We start from the raw sequence: 16,679 nt of genomic DNA on the forward strand, positions 1-16,679 counted from the left end.
TTTGGTGCAAGGGCTGAATAGGCTTTTATTGTGGTGTCAGTCACTTGCACCGCCTTGCTGGCGCATTGCCGACAAGCTGTCACATTCGCGGAACGCGCCGATTGCGCAAGTCAAGCAATAAGTTTCGGCTGTAAAGCTTACCGCGCGCTCAGGCGATCCCCGAATCCCCCGAGGACCCGTCAAGCTCCGACCCCCGCGACCGATAAGACTAGCTACGCAGAACTGCGCACATTGCTTTTGGAGTTGTCGTGGGCTTGTCGAGATTCAGCATCAACACGCGGCTGACCGTGGCGTTTTCGGTCGTCGTCGCCATTCTGATCGCGCTGATCGGGGTTGCGACCCTGAGTCAGAACAAGCAGGCCGAAGCCCAGCGCACCAACATCCACACCTATGACGTGATCGAGCAGATCAATGGCTTGAGCGACGCGCTCATCAATATGGAAACCGGGGCGCGCGGCTTCCTGCTGGCCGGCGTCGACTCGTTTCTGGAGCCGTTGAATCAGGGGCGCCGGGAATTCGACAATCATTTCGAGAGCGCCCAGTCGCTGGCCCAGGACCCGCGGGTGAAGGAAAAGCTCGAGGCGCTGCGCGCTGCCCAACAGGATTGGCTGGCGCATGCCATCGAGCCCGCGATCGGCCTGCGGCGCGAAGTGACCACTGGCGACGCGACCATGGCGGATATCGTTGCGCTCGAGCGCGAGGCTCGCGGCAAGAAAGGCATGGATGCCATGCGCGTCATGATCGAGGAGATCAGGCAGATTCAGCAGAGCTTGCTGGAAGAACGCGCCGCGGTGGCTGAAGAGGCGCGAACGTTTTCCAATTCCGTGCTGGTGGTCGGCGGCGCGCTCGCGGTGATCCTGTCGATCGGGCTCGCTATCGCCATCGCGCGCAGCATCGCCACTCCGCTGCGTCAGGTGTTGCGGGCTACCGAAGACTTGCGCGCCGGCGATGGCGATCTCACTTATCAATTGCCCCCGATGAGCGCCGAGTTCGGCGAGATCTCGCGTTCGCTCAATGGATTCATCGATAAGCTGCATCGAATCATCTCGACCACCAAGTCGTTGTCGGCGTCCATGTCGAGCGGCGCTTTGCAGATCGCGCGCGGCAATGACGATCTCAATCAGCGCACGCAGGAGCAGGCGGCTGCGCTGGAAGAAACCGCGTCGAGCATGGAACAGATGACGGCGACGGTGAAACAGAACGCCGACAATGCGCGTCAGGCCAATCAGCTTTCGATCAATGCGCGGGCGCATGCCGAGAAAGGCGGGCAGGTCGTGCAGCGGGCCGTCGGCGCGATGGACGAGATCAACAACTCCAGCCGTAAGATCGCCGACATCATCGGTGTGATCGATGAAATCGCGTTCCAGACAAATCTGCTGGCGTTGAATGCAGCCGTCGAAGCGGCGCGCGCGGGCGAGCAGGGCCGGGGTTTCGCGGTCGTCGCCTCCGAAGTGCGCAGCCTCGCTCAGCGCAGCGCCAGCGCCGCCAAGGAGATCAAAGATCTGATCAACGACTCGGTCGACAAAGTGCGTACCGGCTCGGAGCTGGTCGACGAATCGGGGCGCACGCTCACCGACATCATGGAATCGGTGAAGCGCGTCAGTGACATCGTCGCCGAGATTGCCGCTGCCAGCGAGGAGCAGGCGCAGGGCATCGATCAAGTGAACAACGCCATCACGCAGATGGACTCGATGACGCAGCAGAACGCGGCGTTGGTCGAAGAGGCGTCGGCGGCCAGCAAGTCGCTCGAACAGCAAGGCCAGGGCCTGGTGGCGCAGGTCGGCCAGTTCCGTACCGCCGAGAATGTCACATCGCAGGTGCCGGCGCCGGTGGTTGCGCCACGTCCGGTTGCAGTCGTCAAATCGATCAACAAGCCTTCGCGTAAGCCGATTGCGAAGGCAGTACCGCGTGCTCGCGCTGCTGCTGCGCCGGTGGCCAAGGCCAGCGGCGGCGATTGGCACGAGTTCTAATCGGCGGTCACTCGCGCGTCGTTCTTGGTCGCTGCCGACTGCGGCAGCGTGAAATAGAACGACGCGCCTTGGCCGATCACGCTGTTGGCCCAAATCCTTCCGCCGTAACGCTGCACGATGCGTGCAGCGGTGGCGAGCCCGATGCCGACGCCGGGGAACTCGGACGTCGTGTGCATGCGTCGGAACGGCTCGAACAAATGTTGGGCGAAGTTCATGTCGAAGCCCACGCCGTTGTCCCGGACCACGAATGCCGGGCCGCACTTGTCTTCCTTGCGCGCCAGAGTCACCGAGGGCTCGGCGGTGCGCGTCGTATATTTCCACGCGTTGCCCAGGAGATTGACCAGCAGACTGCGCATCAAACGCGGGTCGGCGCATATCGGCGGACCGCAATCGATATCGACACGCACGCGGTGACCGGGGTATTGCAGCTGTAATTCCTGGATCACCTCGGCCGCGACTGCGTTCAGATCGATAGGCTTGCGCGCGAGTTCGATCTTGGTCAGCTGCGCGAGGCCCAGCATGCCGTCGATGACATCGTTCATGCGTCGCACCGACGCTTCGATGCGCTCCATGCGATGGCTGGCTTCTTCGTCGGGCTGCCGCTCGATCGCATCGCGCAGCATGCCGCAGTGGCCCGACATCGCATTCAACGGCGCTCGCAAATCGTGCGCGGCCGACGCGGTGAACTCTTCCAGATCGCGATTGGCGAAAGTCAGCTGCTGATTCATCGCTTGCAGCTCCCGTGTGCGTTCCTCCACCCGCCGCTCCAGCGATGCCGTGTGTCGCTCGATATCTTCGCGGAGCAAGGCTTGTTGAAGCGCAATCGCGAGCTGGTCGGCGATGCTGTGTGCCGCCTGCACGTGCTCGTCGCTGAACCACTGCGCGTGGCCATCGATCAGTTCCAGCATCCCGAGCAGATGTTGTTCGCCCCGCAGCGGCAGTCCGACATAGGAAACGACGCCGGCCTGACGCAGTTCGGCGAACAGCTCGGCCTTGCACTCCAAGGTGCGTAGATCGTCCAGCCGGATGGTCTGTTCAGTGCCGACATCGCGCAGCGCTTCTTCGTAGCTTGCGACCGAATGCACGCGCGGGATGAAATTCGTGGAACCGCAAGTGCCCGCGGCCAGCAGCCGGTGCGCGCTGGAATTCCGATCGAACACGATCAGGCTGGCGCCCGCGCACGGAATGATCCGTCGCAGATGATCGAGCGCCTTCCCGGCAATCTCGCGAGTGGAGCGCATGCCGAGGATGGCGCGATCCAGCTCGGCGACGGCCTCGACCCGGCGCAGATGCGCGAGCAGCGCGTGATCGCTGCGCCGGACGATTTGTGAGTTCCACCATACCAGCAGCGAGAAACCCAGCATGTTGAGCGCCGTGAACATCGCGAGCCCGATCTCGCCGTCATAAATACCGCCCTGCTGACCTTGCAGCAGCAGCCAACCGACGATGACAGGCAGCAGAATCGCTGCCGGCAGCAAGCGGCGCAGTTCCGCGCCTGCCCGATCCGACGCAATGACCTGGCCAGCCAGCACGAACCGCGGATGAACCGTGAGCACGGCCAAACTGAGCAGCAACAAACCGAGGGCTGTATGCAAGGCCACGACCGAGAAGCCCGGCAGTGAATACAGCGACGCCGCCTGATAGGCATAGCCGAGCACCATGATGAGCGAGCCCACCATGACGAGCAGCACCGTCAGCTCCATTGCCAGCCACAGGCGCGTCAACCGGGCGGGCCAGGGCAGCATCGCGATGGCGAACAGGCTGAAACTGATCGCGGAGATCGGCGACATGCGCCAGGGAAACAACACAATATGATTCGGGGGATCATGCGGTACCAGCAACCGGTCTATGCCGACCGGAAAGCGCAGCACATAGCTGAGCAGCGTCATACTGGCGACCAGCAGTAACAAAGCGGCGGCCACTGGCTGAATACGGATCAACAGGCGGCTCAACATTCCAACATGCGGATGCTCGTGCGCGGCCAGACCGGCAAGAGATATCCCGCCAAGTACGAAACAAAGCGCGGTATTCGGTTTGAGCGTGCCCAGCCCGGGCACCAGAATTTGGAATATCGGCTGAGACAGCCACCAGCCGATCAGTGCGGTGCCGCCGACCGCGACGCACAGGATTGCGATCGTGCGAGCAAGCGCTATCAAGGCCAGCGGCGGGCCGGGTGGTGCTGCCATCACGGCGGCCGGAGTAGGTGAGGAAACGTTATGTTTGTTGTTCAGGGGATCTCCTCGTCGCGCGCCTGGGTCCGGTTCGGCTTCGCTGCACCCTGGATTGTGCGATCAGTCTAAAGAGCGCCCGCACTACGCGGAGTCCGCATCTATACGCACCTCCGCGTAAGGGCCAGGGTGATGATGTTTCACCTGCTGCGCAAGCGTCCTAAGGAACAATCGGCGGCCGCCCGCGCAGCGGAGTTTTTGCTGATTTGTGCAGTGGCTGCCTGTGCTCGCGCAGCATTGGATACATCGGCGGTTGCCTGATGTGGGAATGTCTAGTGGCTGCGGACAGGCGGCCTCGCCATGCTAATGGCGTGAGCCCCATGTTGCATACGTCCTCGATGTCCGAGGTCGTACTGAAAATCGGTCAGTTCTATTTCGGTGGCGGGCGGACCAAGATCCGCACGCTGCTGGGCTCGTGCGTGTCCATCACCATGTGGCATCCGCGGCTGAAGATCGGCGGTATGTGTCACTACATGCTGCCTCAGCGTGGCGCAGGCGGGACGGCTTCCTCGGCAGCCGAGGGCAACTACGCCGACGAGGTCATGCAGATGTTTCTTGGTGAGATCCGCCACGCCGGCACGCGGCCCCGGGACTATATCGTCAAGTTGTTCGGTGGCGGTTGTATGTTCGCCGACAGCAGCGAGCTTCGTGAAGTGTCGGGCCGGAACGTCTCGGCGGGCCGAACCTTGCTCGCCAGGCATGGCTTTTCCATCTCGGCCGAGAATACCGGCGGCTCTGGCAGCCGCGTGCTGGTGTTCGAATTGTGGAGCGGCGACGTTTGGATCCGGCGCGGCCTGGCCCTGGCAACGTGAGCTTTCGCTACGCGGCCGGCGCCTGAACCTGCTTCGCCACGCACTCCAGCGCACGTGCCTTCACCGTTTCGGTGAAGCGGCGCATTTCGCCCATCTGTTCCAACAGGGCGCGGCACTGGTTCGCCGGCACCGGCTTGCTGAAGTAATAGCCCTGGCCGCGATGACAGCCCATCTCGCGCAGGCAGTCGAGCTGCTCTGCAGTCTCGATGCCCTCGGCGATGGTGTCGATGCCCAGCTGCTTCGCCATGGCCAGCACGCCGCGCACGATGGCTGCGTCGCTCGGATCGACGCTGATGTTTCTGACGAACGCCTGATCGATCTTTACTGCGTCGATGGGCAGATGTTTCAGATAGCTCAGGTTCGAGAAGCCGGTGCCGAAGTCGTCCAGATAGACCTTCGAGCCTGCCTGGCGCAACGTGTCGATCATCGCCACGCTCCGGGTCGAATTCTGCAGCCACGCCGACTCGGTGACTTCGAACGACAGCCACTTGGGATCGAGCCCGTGCTGTGACGCCAGCTCGTGACAGCGCGCCGGAAAGTCGGCGCGCTCGAACTGCAATGGTGCAACGTTGACCGCCACGGGCGCTAGCCGCACGGACGCGCGCTGCCATTCAGCGAGCTGCTCGATGACCATCCGCAGAATCTGCTCGCCGAGCGGCACGATCAGGCCGCTCTTTTCCGCGACCGGAATGAAGCGCCCCGGCGAAACGACGCCCAGCTCCGGATGCCGCCAGCGCGCCAGGGCTTCGAACGAGGTGAGCCGGCCGCTCTGCAGATCCACCAGCGGCTGGAATTCCAGATAGATCTGCTCGCTGCCGATCGCCCGGCGCAGCGCCTGCTCGATCGCGACATGCTCGCTCAGCTCGGTGTTCATCTTCGCGTCGAACAGCTGGAAGTTGTCGCGGCCCAGCTCCTTGGCCCGGTACAAGGCGATGTCGGCGTGTTTCAGCAGCGCTTCGGCGTCGATGCCATCGTGCGGATAGACCGCGACGCCAATGCTGGCGGTCATGGACACGGTTGCATCGGGCAGCGGAATGGGCTCTCGCAGAGTGGTGAGCAGCCGGCTGGCCAAGGTGCGGATCTCGAGCATGCTGTCCAGCATCGGCGCGACCACCACGAATTCGTCGCCGCCGGAGCGGATCACGATGTCGGCGGGCCGGGTCGCAGCCTGCACCCGCTGCGCGACGATCTTGATCAGCTGATCGCCGATGCGATGGCAGAGCGACTCGTTGATGTGTTTGAAATGATCCAGGTCGACATATAACAACGTCAGCGGGCGGCCGGCTTCAGCCGCTGCTTGCAACAGCTGAGGCAGTCGCTTGCGCAGGTGCGCGCGATTCGGCAGCTCCGTCAAAGAATCGTGTTCGCCGACATGGTCGAGCGTCTGTCGATGGCGCCGTTCGGCCTCGACCTGCAGCCGCCAGCTTTGTCTGAGTCGCAGCACGAGCCAGGTCAGCGATCCGACGCAGGCGACCAGCACCAGCGCGATGGCGCCGATCAGCATGAACGTCGTGCGACGGCCGAGCGTCCCGATGTCACGTTTGCTCGGTGCGCTCAGCAGCCCGACCGGCTGGCCATGCATGTCTCGCAACAGCGCGTAGCTCATCGCATGCTCGTCGTCGACATTGGTGGCAAAGATCATCGGTGCGTCGGCGGTCGCAATCCAACGGCGCACGTCGGTGGGCAGCTCGGCGCGCTCCGGCGCAGCGCCGCCGATGCGCGTCATGGTCGCCGGCAGCTGGCTGGTCTGCGCGATGCGCATGATCTCGTCCGGGTCGAAATAGCGGACGAACAGCAGGAATGCGCCGGTCGGATCGCTTTTGTCGGAGCGATTGATCTCGACCATGGAGAAGGCTATCGGACCTCGCGGGCTGTCGACGATGCGTTCGACCGGGGCGCGGTCGCGCCAGTCGTGCGGCTCGTCGCGCAGATGGAGGAACAGTCGCAGCAGATCCGGCGGCGCCGGGTATCGCAGGCGGCGCTGGCGCTCGAGCAATTCGGCGGAGAACACCAGCTCGCCGTGCGCGTTCAGGATCCCGACCATGTCCACTTCCATGCCGGCCAGGGAGTAGGGCGTGAAATTGACGTCGACGAAGTCCTGCGTGGGATGGCGGATGTATTGGTACATCTGATCCCACTGACCGTAGTCGCGGGCGCTGATCGCGAGCTGACTCAGGTCGGCATCCACCGCCTGCACGAGTTGCTCGGACTTGCGCAGGGTCTGGGCGTTTTCGATAGCGTCGAAACGGCTTACAAACAGCTTCGCGGCCACGGCCAGCGTCACCGCGAGGACGATGCAAGCCGAGAGGATGCCGATCAGGAGTCTGGTGCGCGAGCCGGATGCCACTTGAAGACGAATCGAAGTCAGGAACGAGCGAAGATGTGCGATTCAACCTCACATTCGCTCGCATAGCGGCATAGGAGTCCACAATCCAAACGGATTGAGGGAACGCCTCATCGGGCGACGAGGTCTTCGCTGTCCGGCGGGGGAGCGGGCGGCCTTAAGCGTTGCCGACGCCGGACTGGATGATCATGTGCATACGGACCAGGTGGGCCAGCGAGTGGGCGCCCATCTTGTCCATGATATTGCCGCGATGGACTTCGACGGTGCGTTCGCTCAGCCCCAGATCCAGCGCAATCACTTTATTGGCGCGTCCATCCACCACCAGTTGAAGGACTTCCTTCTCACGAGCGCTGAGAGTGAGGAAACGGGAGCGGATATCCGCATGCCGGCGGATGCTCTCCCGGTTCTGCGCGTCCTTTTTCAGGGCGGCGTTGACCCGGTCGATCAGGTCCTGGTGCCGGACCGGCTTCTCCAGGAAATCGAAGGCGCCTTCCCGCATGGCTTCCACGACCATGGGAATGTCGGCGTGGTTGGTGATCAGGATCACCGGCAGGATGGAGCCGATGCGGATCAGATGCCGCTGCAGCTCGAGGCCGCTCATCTCCGGCAGACGCACGTCCAGGATCAACGTGCCCGGCAACGTGTGATCGAGCTTTTCCAGAAACTGCGAAGGCCGGCCGTAAGAAACGGCGACATGACCGGCGGCCTGTACGACGGCCGTCAGCACATCGCGGACCTCATCGTCGTCATCCAGAATATGGACGACCGGGTGCGCTGCTTTATTCATTCCCCACCTCTCCCTGTCCCGTCTCGTCTGAAGCAGTGTACATCGCGCAGGAAAACTAGGCATCTAACGAAGTTTGATTGTTGTTAGTACCGTTGGAGCGGCAACGGACCATGACATGGCAATGATCGGTGCAGAGCGGCCGCCGACCCCGCTGTCGCATGCTGTAGGCGCGTTAACTACCGATTGCTAGCAGTTGCCGCCGTTACTATCGTGCTGCGGCTTTCAGCTCGTGGCCAGCCGATGTTGCAACAGTTACTGGAACATGCACGCCAGCTCGTTCGGACAGACCGGGCTGCCTGACCCTGCTCTCAGGATGGATTCCAGCGCCACGGCTGGCATCGACAACTGGCCGCCGCCGTTGGCTGCCGTTCCCGTAGAACCTGCCGGTCGCTCATGGCTGCCCGTCGGTGTGCGCATCGGCGCCGGCTTCGGCGTGGCGCTGTTGCTGCTGGGATTGTTCAGCCTGGCAGTCAATTCACGTCTGAAGGCCGTGGGTGAAGAACGACAGTGGGTGCAACACTCGCTGGAAGTGCTCAGCAAGAATGAGCGCGCCATTCGCCTGATCCGCCAGGCCGAGGCATCGGCGCGCGGCTTCAGGTTGATCGGCGCCCCGGTGTTCCGCGAACAGTTCGAAGCCGCCGTCATCGACACCAGGCGCACGCTTGCCGAGCTCAAACGACTCACGACCGACAACTCGATACAGCAGCAATCGATAGACACATTGCTGCCGGTGGTCTCGCAACGCTTCGAGTCCATGCGGCTGCTGTTCGAGCCGCAGCGCTCGGATGTCGCGGCGATCGTGATGAGCGGCACGGCCATCATGAATCGCATCGATGAGTTGACCCACGCCATCGATGCGGAAGACCGCCGCCTGTTACAGGAACGGCGTGAGCGGGCCGCTGCGGCGGAGCGAGTCACGCGGCAACTGATCCGTTACGGATCGCTCGCCGTCGTGCTGCTCATCACGCTGGTCGGCTGGCTGGTAACTCGCAGCATCCTGCGTCCGGTGGCGGCGTTGTCGGCCGGCGCGTCCCGAGTCGGCCGAGGTGAATATCAGCAAGCCGTAGCGGTGGCGCGGAACGACGAGCTAGGACGGCTCGCTGTGATGTTCAATCATATGGCGGCGCAGATCGCTGCGCGCGAGCAGACATTGTCCGAACAGGATTGGATGAATACCAGCCTGGCGCGATTGTCACGTCTGCTCGAAGGCGCGCGCGATCCGGCCAAGCTGGGCGCCAAGATCCTTGCCGAGCTCGCGGTGCTGGTGGGTGCGAAACAATCGCTCATCTATGTGCCCGAGAACGACAGCTCTGACAAATTGGAGCTGCAGGCCACGTACGCCAGCGAGAATGCGCCGAAAACCATCGTGCGCGGCCAGGGATTGATCGGTCAGTGCTTCCGCGACGCGAACGGCGTCGTGCTCGACAAAGTGCCCGAAGACTACCTGCGCATCAGCTCGGCGCTCGGCCACGCGAGTGCCGCCCAGGTTGTCGTCATGCCGGCGTGTTTCGAAGGCAAAGTCAAAGCCGTGCTCGAACTGGCCACCTTGACCAGCTTCTCCCCGCCACAACTCACATTGCTCAGCCGCTTCTGCGAGAGCTTCGGCACCGTGTTGCATGCCTTGCAGGCATCGCGCAGAACCGAAGAACTGCTGGAAGAAGCTACTGCCATGTCGGAGAAGCTGCGCGAGCAGCAGCTCGAGCTGCAGCAGGCCAACCTGGAAATGGAGCAGGTGAACGAGGAGCTGCAGCAGAGCAACGTCGAAATGGAAGAGAAGGCGACGGTGCTGCAGGAACAGCGCGAAGCGCTCGAGCGCGCCAACAAGGAGGTCGAACAGTCGCGCATCGCGCTGGAAGATAAAGTGCAGCAGCTGGCGCTCAGCTCCAAGTACAAGACCGAGTTTCTCGCCAACATGTCGCACGAGCTGCGCACGCCGCTCAACAGCTTGCTGATCCTGTCGAAGATCCTGGCGGAAAACAACGAGGGCACGTTGACGCCCAAACAAGTCGAACGGGCCTCTACCATCCATGGCGCGGGCAACGATCTGCTCGAGCTGATCAACGACATCCTCGACCTGGCGAAGATCGAGTCCGGCACGGTCACCGCCGATGCGGCGCCGGTGCGGATCGATGACCTCACTCAGCAAATGCGCCAGGCGTTCGACCATGTCGCCGAGAACGCCAATCTCAAATTCACGGTGGAGGTGGGCGCGGATGTGCCGGCGACGCTGGTGACCGACGGCCGGCGCCTGCAACAGATCCTGCGCAACCTGCTGTCGAACGCTTTCAAATTTACCGCCAAAGGCGGCGTGACGCTCAGGATCGAACGCGTGACTTCCGGGTGGGGCGGTCACGTTTCCAATCTCGCCAACGCCGATGCCGTCGTGGCGTTCCGCGTCATCGATACGGGCATCGGCGTACCCGATGACCGCCGCGAGATCGTGTTCGAAGCCTTCCAGCAAGCGGACGCTGGAACTGCACGGCGTTACGGCGGCACGGGCCTGGGCTTATCCATCAGTCGCGAGCTGAGCCGCTTGTTACAAGGCACGCTCACATTGGAAAGCACGCCCGGCGTCGGCAGCACGTTCTCGCTGTACTTGCCCGCCGCGTTGACGGCCGACGCGCCGGCTGGGAAAAGGCCGGAGCCGCCGCAAGTTGCTCGTACTCAGCCTAGGCCCGCGGTGGAAGAAGCGAAGCTGGTCGACAGCGATGCGCTCGGCGATGCGTCCGAGGTCGCCGACGACGATCGCTCCAACCTCGCCCCCGACGATCGCATTCTGCTGGTGATCGAGGATGACCGCAGTTTCTCCGCGGTGCTCGCCGACTTTGCACGCGAGAAGGGATTCAAAGTGATCATCGAGCGCTCGGCGCAAGAGGCGATCCGCTCGGCGCGACGTTTCAAACCGAGTGCCATCACGCTCGATCTGCTGCTCAAAGACAGCAATGGCTGGGCGGTGCTCGATCGTTTGAAGCACGACCCGGAGTTGCGGCACGTGCCGGTGCACGTGATCTCAGTGGACGATCAGCGTGAACGCGCGCTGATGCAAGGCGCGCTGACGTTCCTGCATAAACCCGTCACGCGCGAAATGTTGGATCGCGTGCTCGGCGAGACGCTGGCGCTGCTCGACAATCCAATCCGCCGCCTGTTGATCGTCGAGGACGACAAGCGTCAGCGCGATGCAGTGGTCGAGCTGTTCAACGCCACGGATGTGGAGATCGTGGCGACTGCCACTGCGGCCGAAGCATTGCAGGCGCTGAGCGAAGGTCGTTTTCATTGCATGATTGCGGACCTGATGCTGCCCGACATGAGTGGCGCCGACATGATCGCCACCATGCAGCGCCGGCTGGGCAAGATCTCGCCGCCAGTCGTGATCTACACCGGCAAGCCATTGTCACGCACCGAAGAGACCGAGCTGCGCGCCGTGTCCGAGGCCATCATCATCAAGGATGCGAGCTCGCCCGAGCGGCTGCTGGATGAGACGGCGCTGCTGCTGCATTACCCGGCGTCGCGCTTGCCGGAATCGCGGCGGCAATTGTTGGAGCGAGCGCGCAAGGAAGATCCGGTGCTGCGCGGACGCAGCGTGCTGGTCGTGGACGATGACGTGCGCAACATCTTCGCTATCACCGCCGGGCTCGAAAGTCATCACATGCGCGTGCGTTATGCGGAGAGCGGCGCCGCTGCCATCGAGATTCTGCAGTCGCCGGAACATTTCGACGTGGTGCTGATGGACGTGATGATGCCCGAAATGGACGGCTTCGAGGCGATCCGCCGTATTCGCCGTTTCGAGCGGCATGCGAACCTGCCCATCATCGTGCTCACGGCGAAGGCCATGGCGCGGGCGCGTGAGGAATGTTTGAAGTCGGGCGCGACGGACTACCTGGCGAAGCCGGTGGATCTGGACCAGCTGCGCTCCATGCTGCGTGTGTGGCTGTACAAGCAGCGTTAGCGCAGTGAGTGCGTGCGCCGTCATGATGCCGGAGGAATACCCAACGTCGACGTTTGCCGTGGCGGCGGACCAGGGGCGCGGCGCTGGGCCGGAGTTGCATCAATTCCTGGACCGGTTGTTCGATCTGAGCGGCGTTGACTTGAGCGGTTATGGCAAGCGCGCTTTGCAGCGTCGCTTGCGCAGCCTGATCAGCGGCGAGGGCCTGTCGGGCCTCGGCGAGTTGGGCGAGCGCATCGGCAACGATCCGCGTTTCCTCGCGCACGTGCTGGACCGGCTGATGCTACGGGTCACGACCATGTTTCGCGATCCGTCGTTCTTTCGCTTGTTTCGGGATCGCGTCGTGCCGCTGTTGCGGACGTATCCGTATCCCCGGCTGTGGGTGGCCGGTTGCTCCACAGGACAGGAAGCCTACTCGCTGGCGATTCTGTTGCGTGAAGAAGGCCTGTACGACCGCTGCCGCATTTACGCGACCGATCTCAACGAGGCGGTGATCGAGAAGGCGCGCAGCGGTGTGTTGCCGCTGGACGCGCTCGAGGAGTACGAACAGAACTATCGCGCAGCCGGCGGCATCCGCGCGCTGTCCGATTATTACATTCGGGGCAAGGCGTCGGCGGTGCTCGATCCCGCCGTGCTGGATCGGATCGCCGTGTTCCGCCACGACCTGGCGCGCGACGCGTCGTTCAACGAATTTCACGTGATCTTCTGTCGCAACGTGCTGATGTATTTCGACGAGCCGTTGCGCTACCGCGTGCACCAGCTGTTCAGCGACAGCCTGGTGCGGCTGGGATTTCTCGGGCTGGGCCAGAGTGAATCGCTGCACCTGAGCCGGCATGAATCGCAATATGACTTGCTGTCGCGACGCCACCGCTTGTATCGCAAGCTGGGCTGAGCGAGGCGATACGGGGGTTTCGGCGATGAGCAAAGCGGGCCACAAGTCGGTGCACCGATCGAACATTCTGCTGGTCGACGACGAGCGGGCCAATCTGGACGCGCTGGAGGCGGTGCTGGAAGGTCTGGGACAGAACCTGATCACGGCCTCGCGCGGCGAGCAGGCGCTCAAGTGCGTGCTCGAATATGACTTCGCCGTGATCCTGCTCGACGTGCAGATGCCGGGAATGAGCGGCATCGAGACCGCTGCGTTGATTCGCGCGCGTGAGCGGTCGCGAGCCACACCGATCATCTTTCTCACGGGCATGATGCGCACGGCCGAGATGGTCTTCAGCGGTTACTCGGCGGGCGCGGTGGATTATCTGATGAAGCCGCTGGAACCGGAGGTGTTGCGCGCCAAGGTCGCGGTGTTCGTCGAACTGGACAAGGCGCGTCACGAGCTCGAGCAGGAGATCGGCGAGCGCGTGCGAATTGCCGAGCAGGTCACGGAGCTGAACAACGCCTTGCGCGAGAAGAACGACGATCTGTCGGCCGCGAACGCCGATCTCGAATCGTTCTGCCATTCGGTCTCGCACGATCTGCGCATGCCGTTGCGTCACATTCATTCGTATGTGTCGATGCTGGAAGTGTCGGCCGGCGCCAAGCTGAATCCAGAGGAGCGGCGTCACGTGCATACGGTGCAGAAGGCCGCGATGCGCATGACGCGGCTGATCGACGATCTATTGGCATTCTCACGCATCGGCCGCGCGGCCATGCATCGGCAGCGCATCCGCATGGACGAGTTGATCGACGAAACCTTCCAGGAGCTCGGGCCGGAGTTGAGCGACCGCCACATCGATTGGGAACGGCATGCCATCCCGGACACCGTGGGCGATCCGCAGCTGATGAAACAAGTCTGGATCAACTTGCTGGCGAACGCCGTGAAGTACACGAGGCCGCGCGATCCCGCCAAGATCGAGATCGGCGCGGACGTGAGCGGCAATGAAGTCGTATATTACGTCCGCGACAACGGCGTCGGCTTCAACATGCAGTATGCCGATCGTCTGTTCGGCGTGTTCCAGCGCCTGCATGCGGAGACGGATTTCGAAGGCACGGGTGTCGGCCTGGCCAACGTCCGGCGTATCGTGCAGCGTCACGGCGGGCGTACATGGGCGGAAGGCGCCGAAGGGCGCGGTGCGACGGTTTATTTCTCCATGCCCATCGCCGGCAACGCCTGAGGCGGGCACCAGCGCTGCAACGTTCGCTCGAAGTCGGTCGCGGAGTAGGGCTTGGTGATGTAGTCGTCCATGCCGGCTTCGAGACAACGGTCGCGATCCTGGCTCATCGCATTGGCGGTGAGCGCGATGATCGGCGTATGCCGATTCTCCGCCTGCTCACGCTCGCGGATGGCCCGCGTCGCTTCGTAGCCGTCCATCTCCGGCATCTGGCAATCCATGAAGATGAGATCGTAGTCGTGTTGCGAAGTGCGCTCGCAGGCGATGCGGCCGTTCTCGGCAAATTCCACTTCGCAGCCCAGCTTGGCGAGCAAGCGCGTCGCAAGCATGCGATTGACGGCATGGTCTTCGACTACCAGCACACGAGGCTGTGACGAGCCCACCGCGCGCCGCTCCGTCGACTCCAGCCGAGCATCCAGTTTGAGCACTCGATTCGTGCCGGTCGCGTCGCTGCGCTGAGCGAACGGCAGCGTGAACCAGAAGGTCGAGCCGGCGCCGGGCTGGCTCTGCCCGCCGATCTGGCCGCCCATCAGTTCCACGAGCTGCTTGGAAATCGCCAAACCCAGGCCCGTTCCGCCGTACTTGCGCGTGGTGGACGAGTCCGCTTGCGTGAATTTGGCGAACAGGCGCGGCAGCTGTTCGGGCGTGATGCCGATGCCCGTGTCTTCCACTGCCATGCGCAGCATCCCATCGACCTCCGAGGCGCGAATGGTGACGCGGCCGGCATCGGTGAACTTGATCGCGTTCGAAGCCAGATTCACCAGCACCTGGCGCAGGCGGCCGGCATCGCCGAGGACGATCGCGGACACGTCCGACGGCCATTGCACGTCGAGCTCCAGATGTTTCTCGGTGGCGCGAGGTTGCAACAAGGCCAGCGCATCCCGGGCGATCTGCCGGGCGTCGACGCGCGACAGCTCCAGCGAAATGCGTCCGGCCTCGATGCGCGAAAAATCCAGAATGTCGTCGATGATGGTCATCAGCGCCCGTCCGGAGTCGCGGATGGTGCTGGCCATCGCCTGCTGCTCGAGTGTCAGCGAGGTCTGCAGCAGCAGATCGGTGAAGCCGATGACGCCATTCATCGGCGTGCGGATCTCGTGGCTCATGGTGGCCAGGAATTCGCTCTTGGCCTTGCTGGCGTCCTCGGCGGCATTGCGCGCCTGGATCAGCTCGGCTTCGGCGACCTTGAAGGACGTAATGTCCTGATAGGTGCCCAGCACGCCCCACACTTCGCCACGCGCGTCGATGAGCGGCACCTTGCTGGTGGTGCGCCACTCGGTGTGATCGCCGCGAGCGAGCTGGTGCACGTGGTTCAGCACCGGCTGGCGATGTTCCATCACTTGTCGGTCCTGCGAGCCGTCGGGCTGAGCGCCGGCCCACGGCACTTCCTGGTCCGTCTTGCCGGCGATGTCGTCGAAGCCAACGTCGGCTTTGAAGTTGCGATTCGCGCCGAGGAAGCGGCCGTCGCGATCTTTCCAGAACACTCGTTGCGGCAGCAGGTCGATGACGGTTTTCAGCAGCGCCTCGGATTGCTCCGCCTGGCGCATGGCCTGCTTCAGTTGTGAGATTTCGATGGCCGTGCCGGAGATGCGCAACGCCAGGCCGTTCTGGTCGCGCTTGTTCACCGAGCCGCGCAACAACAGCGACACCCAGTGGCCGTCCTTGTGGCGCATGCGGGCCTCGCTCTCGAAGAACGGCGTCTCGCCCTGGCAATGTCGATCGATCTGATGCAGCGTGACGGTGAGATCGTCCGGGTGCATGGCGCTATTCCACGCGTCCCGCGGAATGTGCACAGCTTCGTCCGGCGTATAACCGAACATCGGGCCCCAGTTGCCGTCGAACTCCACCGAGTCGCGCACCAGATCCCAGTCCCACAGGCAGACACCGGAGCCGTCGATGGCCCGCGCGTGTCGTTCGCGCAGCTGAGCCAACAGCGCTTCGGCCTGCTTGCGGGCCGTGATATCGACACACACCGAGGTGTACCGGATGACCCGGCCGGAGCTGTCGGTGGAGGGGATGATGGTGATGTCCAGCCAGAAGTGATCGCCGTTCTTGGCCCGGTTCCGGATCTCGCCGCGCCAGGGGTGGCCGGTGGCGATGTTCCGGTACATGTCCATGAAGAACTTGCGGGGATGGTGCCCCGAGTTGATCACGTTGTGATTGCGGCCGATCAGCTCCTCGCGCGCATAGCCGCTGAGGTAGCAGAACAGCTCATTGACATGGGTGATCCGGCCGCTGGCGTCGGTGCTCGAGACGATGCTGCAACTGTTGAGCACCTCGAGGTCGCTTTCCAATTCCTGGACGCGCCTGCGCAGCCCGCCCACGAAGGGACGAGCCAGCAACGAGCACAGCAGCTGCAGGGGCCGATACCAGGTCCGCGGCAGGGGCTTGCCCTGCGATTGCGTGTGCCGGCGGTCGCGGGAGAGCGGGCCGGCACCGATTAAGGCGGACAGTGGCATACAAAGGACTATCCGACAGAATGCGCGACATCAG

Annotated in this window: 9 protein-coding genes; 5 read left to right on the plus strand and 4 right to left on the minus strand. The window is 63.2% G+C overall.

What is annotated here, in order from left to right:
* Nucleotides 1-248: 248 nt before the first annotated feature.
* Nucleotides 249-1,970: a methyl-accepting chemotaxis protein gene (locus GYH35_RS35295; protein WP_161815392.1), complete on the plus strand. Its 1,722-nt coding sequence runs from the start codon at nt 249-251 to the stop codon at nt 1,968-1,970.
* On the opposite strand, the gene GYH35_RS32975 is transcribed toward GYH35_RS35295, so the two are convergent.
* Complete coding sequence (locus GYH35_RS32975; protein WP_161815391.1) at nt 1,967-4,156, minus strand: sensor histidine kinase; 2,190 nt, start codon at nt 4,154-4,156, stop codon at nt 1,967-1,969. The genes GYH35_RS35295 and GYH35_RS32975 overlap by 4 nt on opposite strands.
* Nucleotides 4,157-4,518: 362 nt before the next feature.
* Here GYH35_RS32975 and GYH35_RS32980 point away from each other — a divergent pair, with 362 nt between their 5' ends.
* On the plus strand, nt 4,519-5,010 hold the full coding sequence (locus tag GYH35_RS32980) for a chemotaxis protein CheD (RefSeq protein WP_161815390.1): 492 nt from the start codon (nt 4,519-4,521) through the stop codon (nt 5,008-5,010).
* Nucleotides 5,011-5,017: 7 nt separating this feature from the next.
* Here the strand turns inward: GYH35_RS32980 and GYH35_RS32985 are convergent, their stop codons facing one another.
* Both GYH35_RS32985 and GYH35_RS32990 read right to left on the minus strand, forming a co-directional pair.
* Complete coding sequence (locus GYH35_RS32985; RefSeq protein WP_161830590.1) at nt 5,018-7,357, minus strand: putative bifunctional diguanylate cyclase/phosphodiesterase; 2,340 nt, start codon at nt 7,355-7,357, stop codon at nt 5,018-5,020.
* Between the two features lie 154 nt (nt 7,358-7,511).
* On the minus strand, nt 7,512-8,141 hold the full coding sequence (locus tag GYH35_RS32990; protein WP_161815388.1) for a response regulator transcription factor: 630 nt from the start codon (nt 8,139-8,141) through the stop codon (nt 7,512-7,514).
* 313 nt (nt 8,142-8,454) lie between these two features.
* On the opposite strand from GYH35_RS32990, the gene GYH35_RS32995 reads away from it, so the two are divergent.
* Genes GYH35_RS32995 through GYH35_RS33005 form a run of 3 tightly spaced genes read left to right on the plus strand, consistent with a single transcriptional unit; the run spans nt 8,455 to nt 14,192 of the window.
* Entirely contained in the window at nt 8,455-12,087 is a 3,633-nt protein-coding gene (locus tag GYH35_RS32995; protein WP_161830591.1) for a response regulator, read from the plus strand.
* A 4-nt stretch (nt 12,088-12,091) separates the two neighbouring features.
* Nucleotides 12,092-12,976, plus strand: a complete 885-nt coding sequence (locus GYH35_RS33000; protein ID WP_161830592.1) for a CheR family methyltransferase — start codon at nt 12,092-12,094, stop codon at nt 12,974-12,976.
* A gap of 25 nt (nt 12,977-13,001) precedes the next feature.
* Nucleotides 13,002-14,192 carry a sensor histidine kinase gene (locus GYH35_RS33005; RefSeq protein ID WP_161815385.1) on the plus strand — a complete coding sequence of 397 codons (1,191 nt, stop codon included), beginning with the start codon at nt 13,002-13,004 and terminating at the stop codon, nt 14,190-14,192.
* Here GYH35_RS33005 and GYH35_RS33010 read toward each other — a convergent pair.
* Complete coding sequence (locus tag GYH35_RS33010) at nt 14,159-16,645, minus strand: PAS domain-containing hybrid sensor histidine kinase/response regulator (RefSeq protein WP_161830593.1); 2,487 nt, start codon at nt 16,643-16,645, stop codon at nt 14,159-14,161. The two genes, GYH35_RS33005 and GYH35_RS33010, sit on opposite strands and share 34 nt — an antisense overlap.
* Nucleotides 16,646-16,679: the final 34 nt, after the last annotated feature.

This window comes from Steroidobacter agaridevorans (assembly GCF_009932555.1).
Taxonomy (GTDB): domain Bacteria; phylum Pseudomonadota; class Gammaproteobacteria; order Steroidobacterales; family Steroidobacteraceae; genus Steroidobacter; species Steroidobacter agaridevorans.

What these genes read in the sequence shown, in the direction of transcription:
- GYH35_RS32980 (WP_161815390.1), top strand. Translation starts at nt 4,519, where the DNA reads ATGTTGCATACGTCCTCGATGTCCGAGGTCGTACTGAAAATCGGTCAG.
- GYH35_RS33010 (WP_161830593.1), bottom strand. Translation starts at nt 16,645, where the DNA reads ATGCCACTGTCCGCCTTAATCGGTGCCGGCCCGCTCTCCCGCGACCGC.
- GYH35_RS32990 (WP_161815388.1), bottom strand. Translation starts at nt 8,141, where the DNA reads ATGAATAAAGCAGCGCACCCGGTCGTCCATATTCTGGATGACGACGAT.
- GYH35_RS32975 (WP_161815391.1), bottom strand. Translation starts at nt 4,156, where the DNA reads ATGGCAGCACCACCCGGCCCGCCGCTGGCCTTGATAGCGCTTGCTCGC.
- GYH35_RS33005 (WP_161815385.1), top strand. Translation starts at nt 13,002, where the DNA reads ATGAGCAAAGCGGGCCACAAGTCGGTGCACCGATCGAACATTCTGCTG.
- GYH35_RS32995 (WP_161830591.1), top strand. Translation starts at nt 8,455, where the DNA reads ATGGATTCCAGCGCCACGGCTGGCATCGACAACTGGCCGCCGCCGTTG.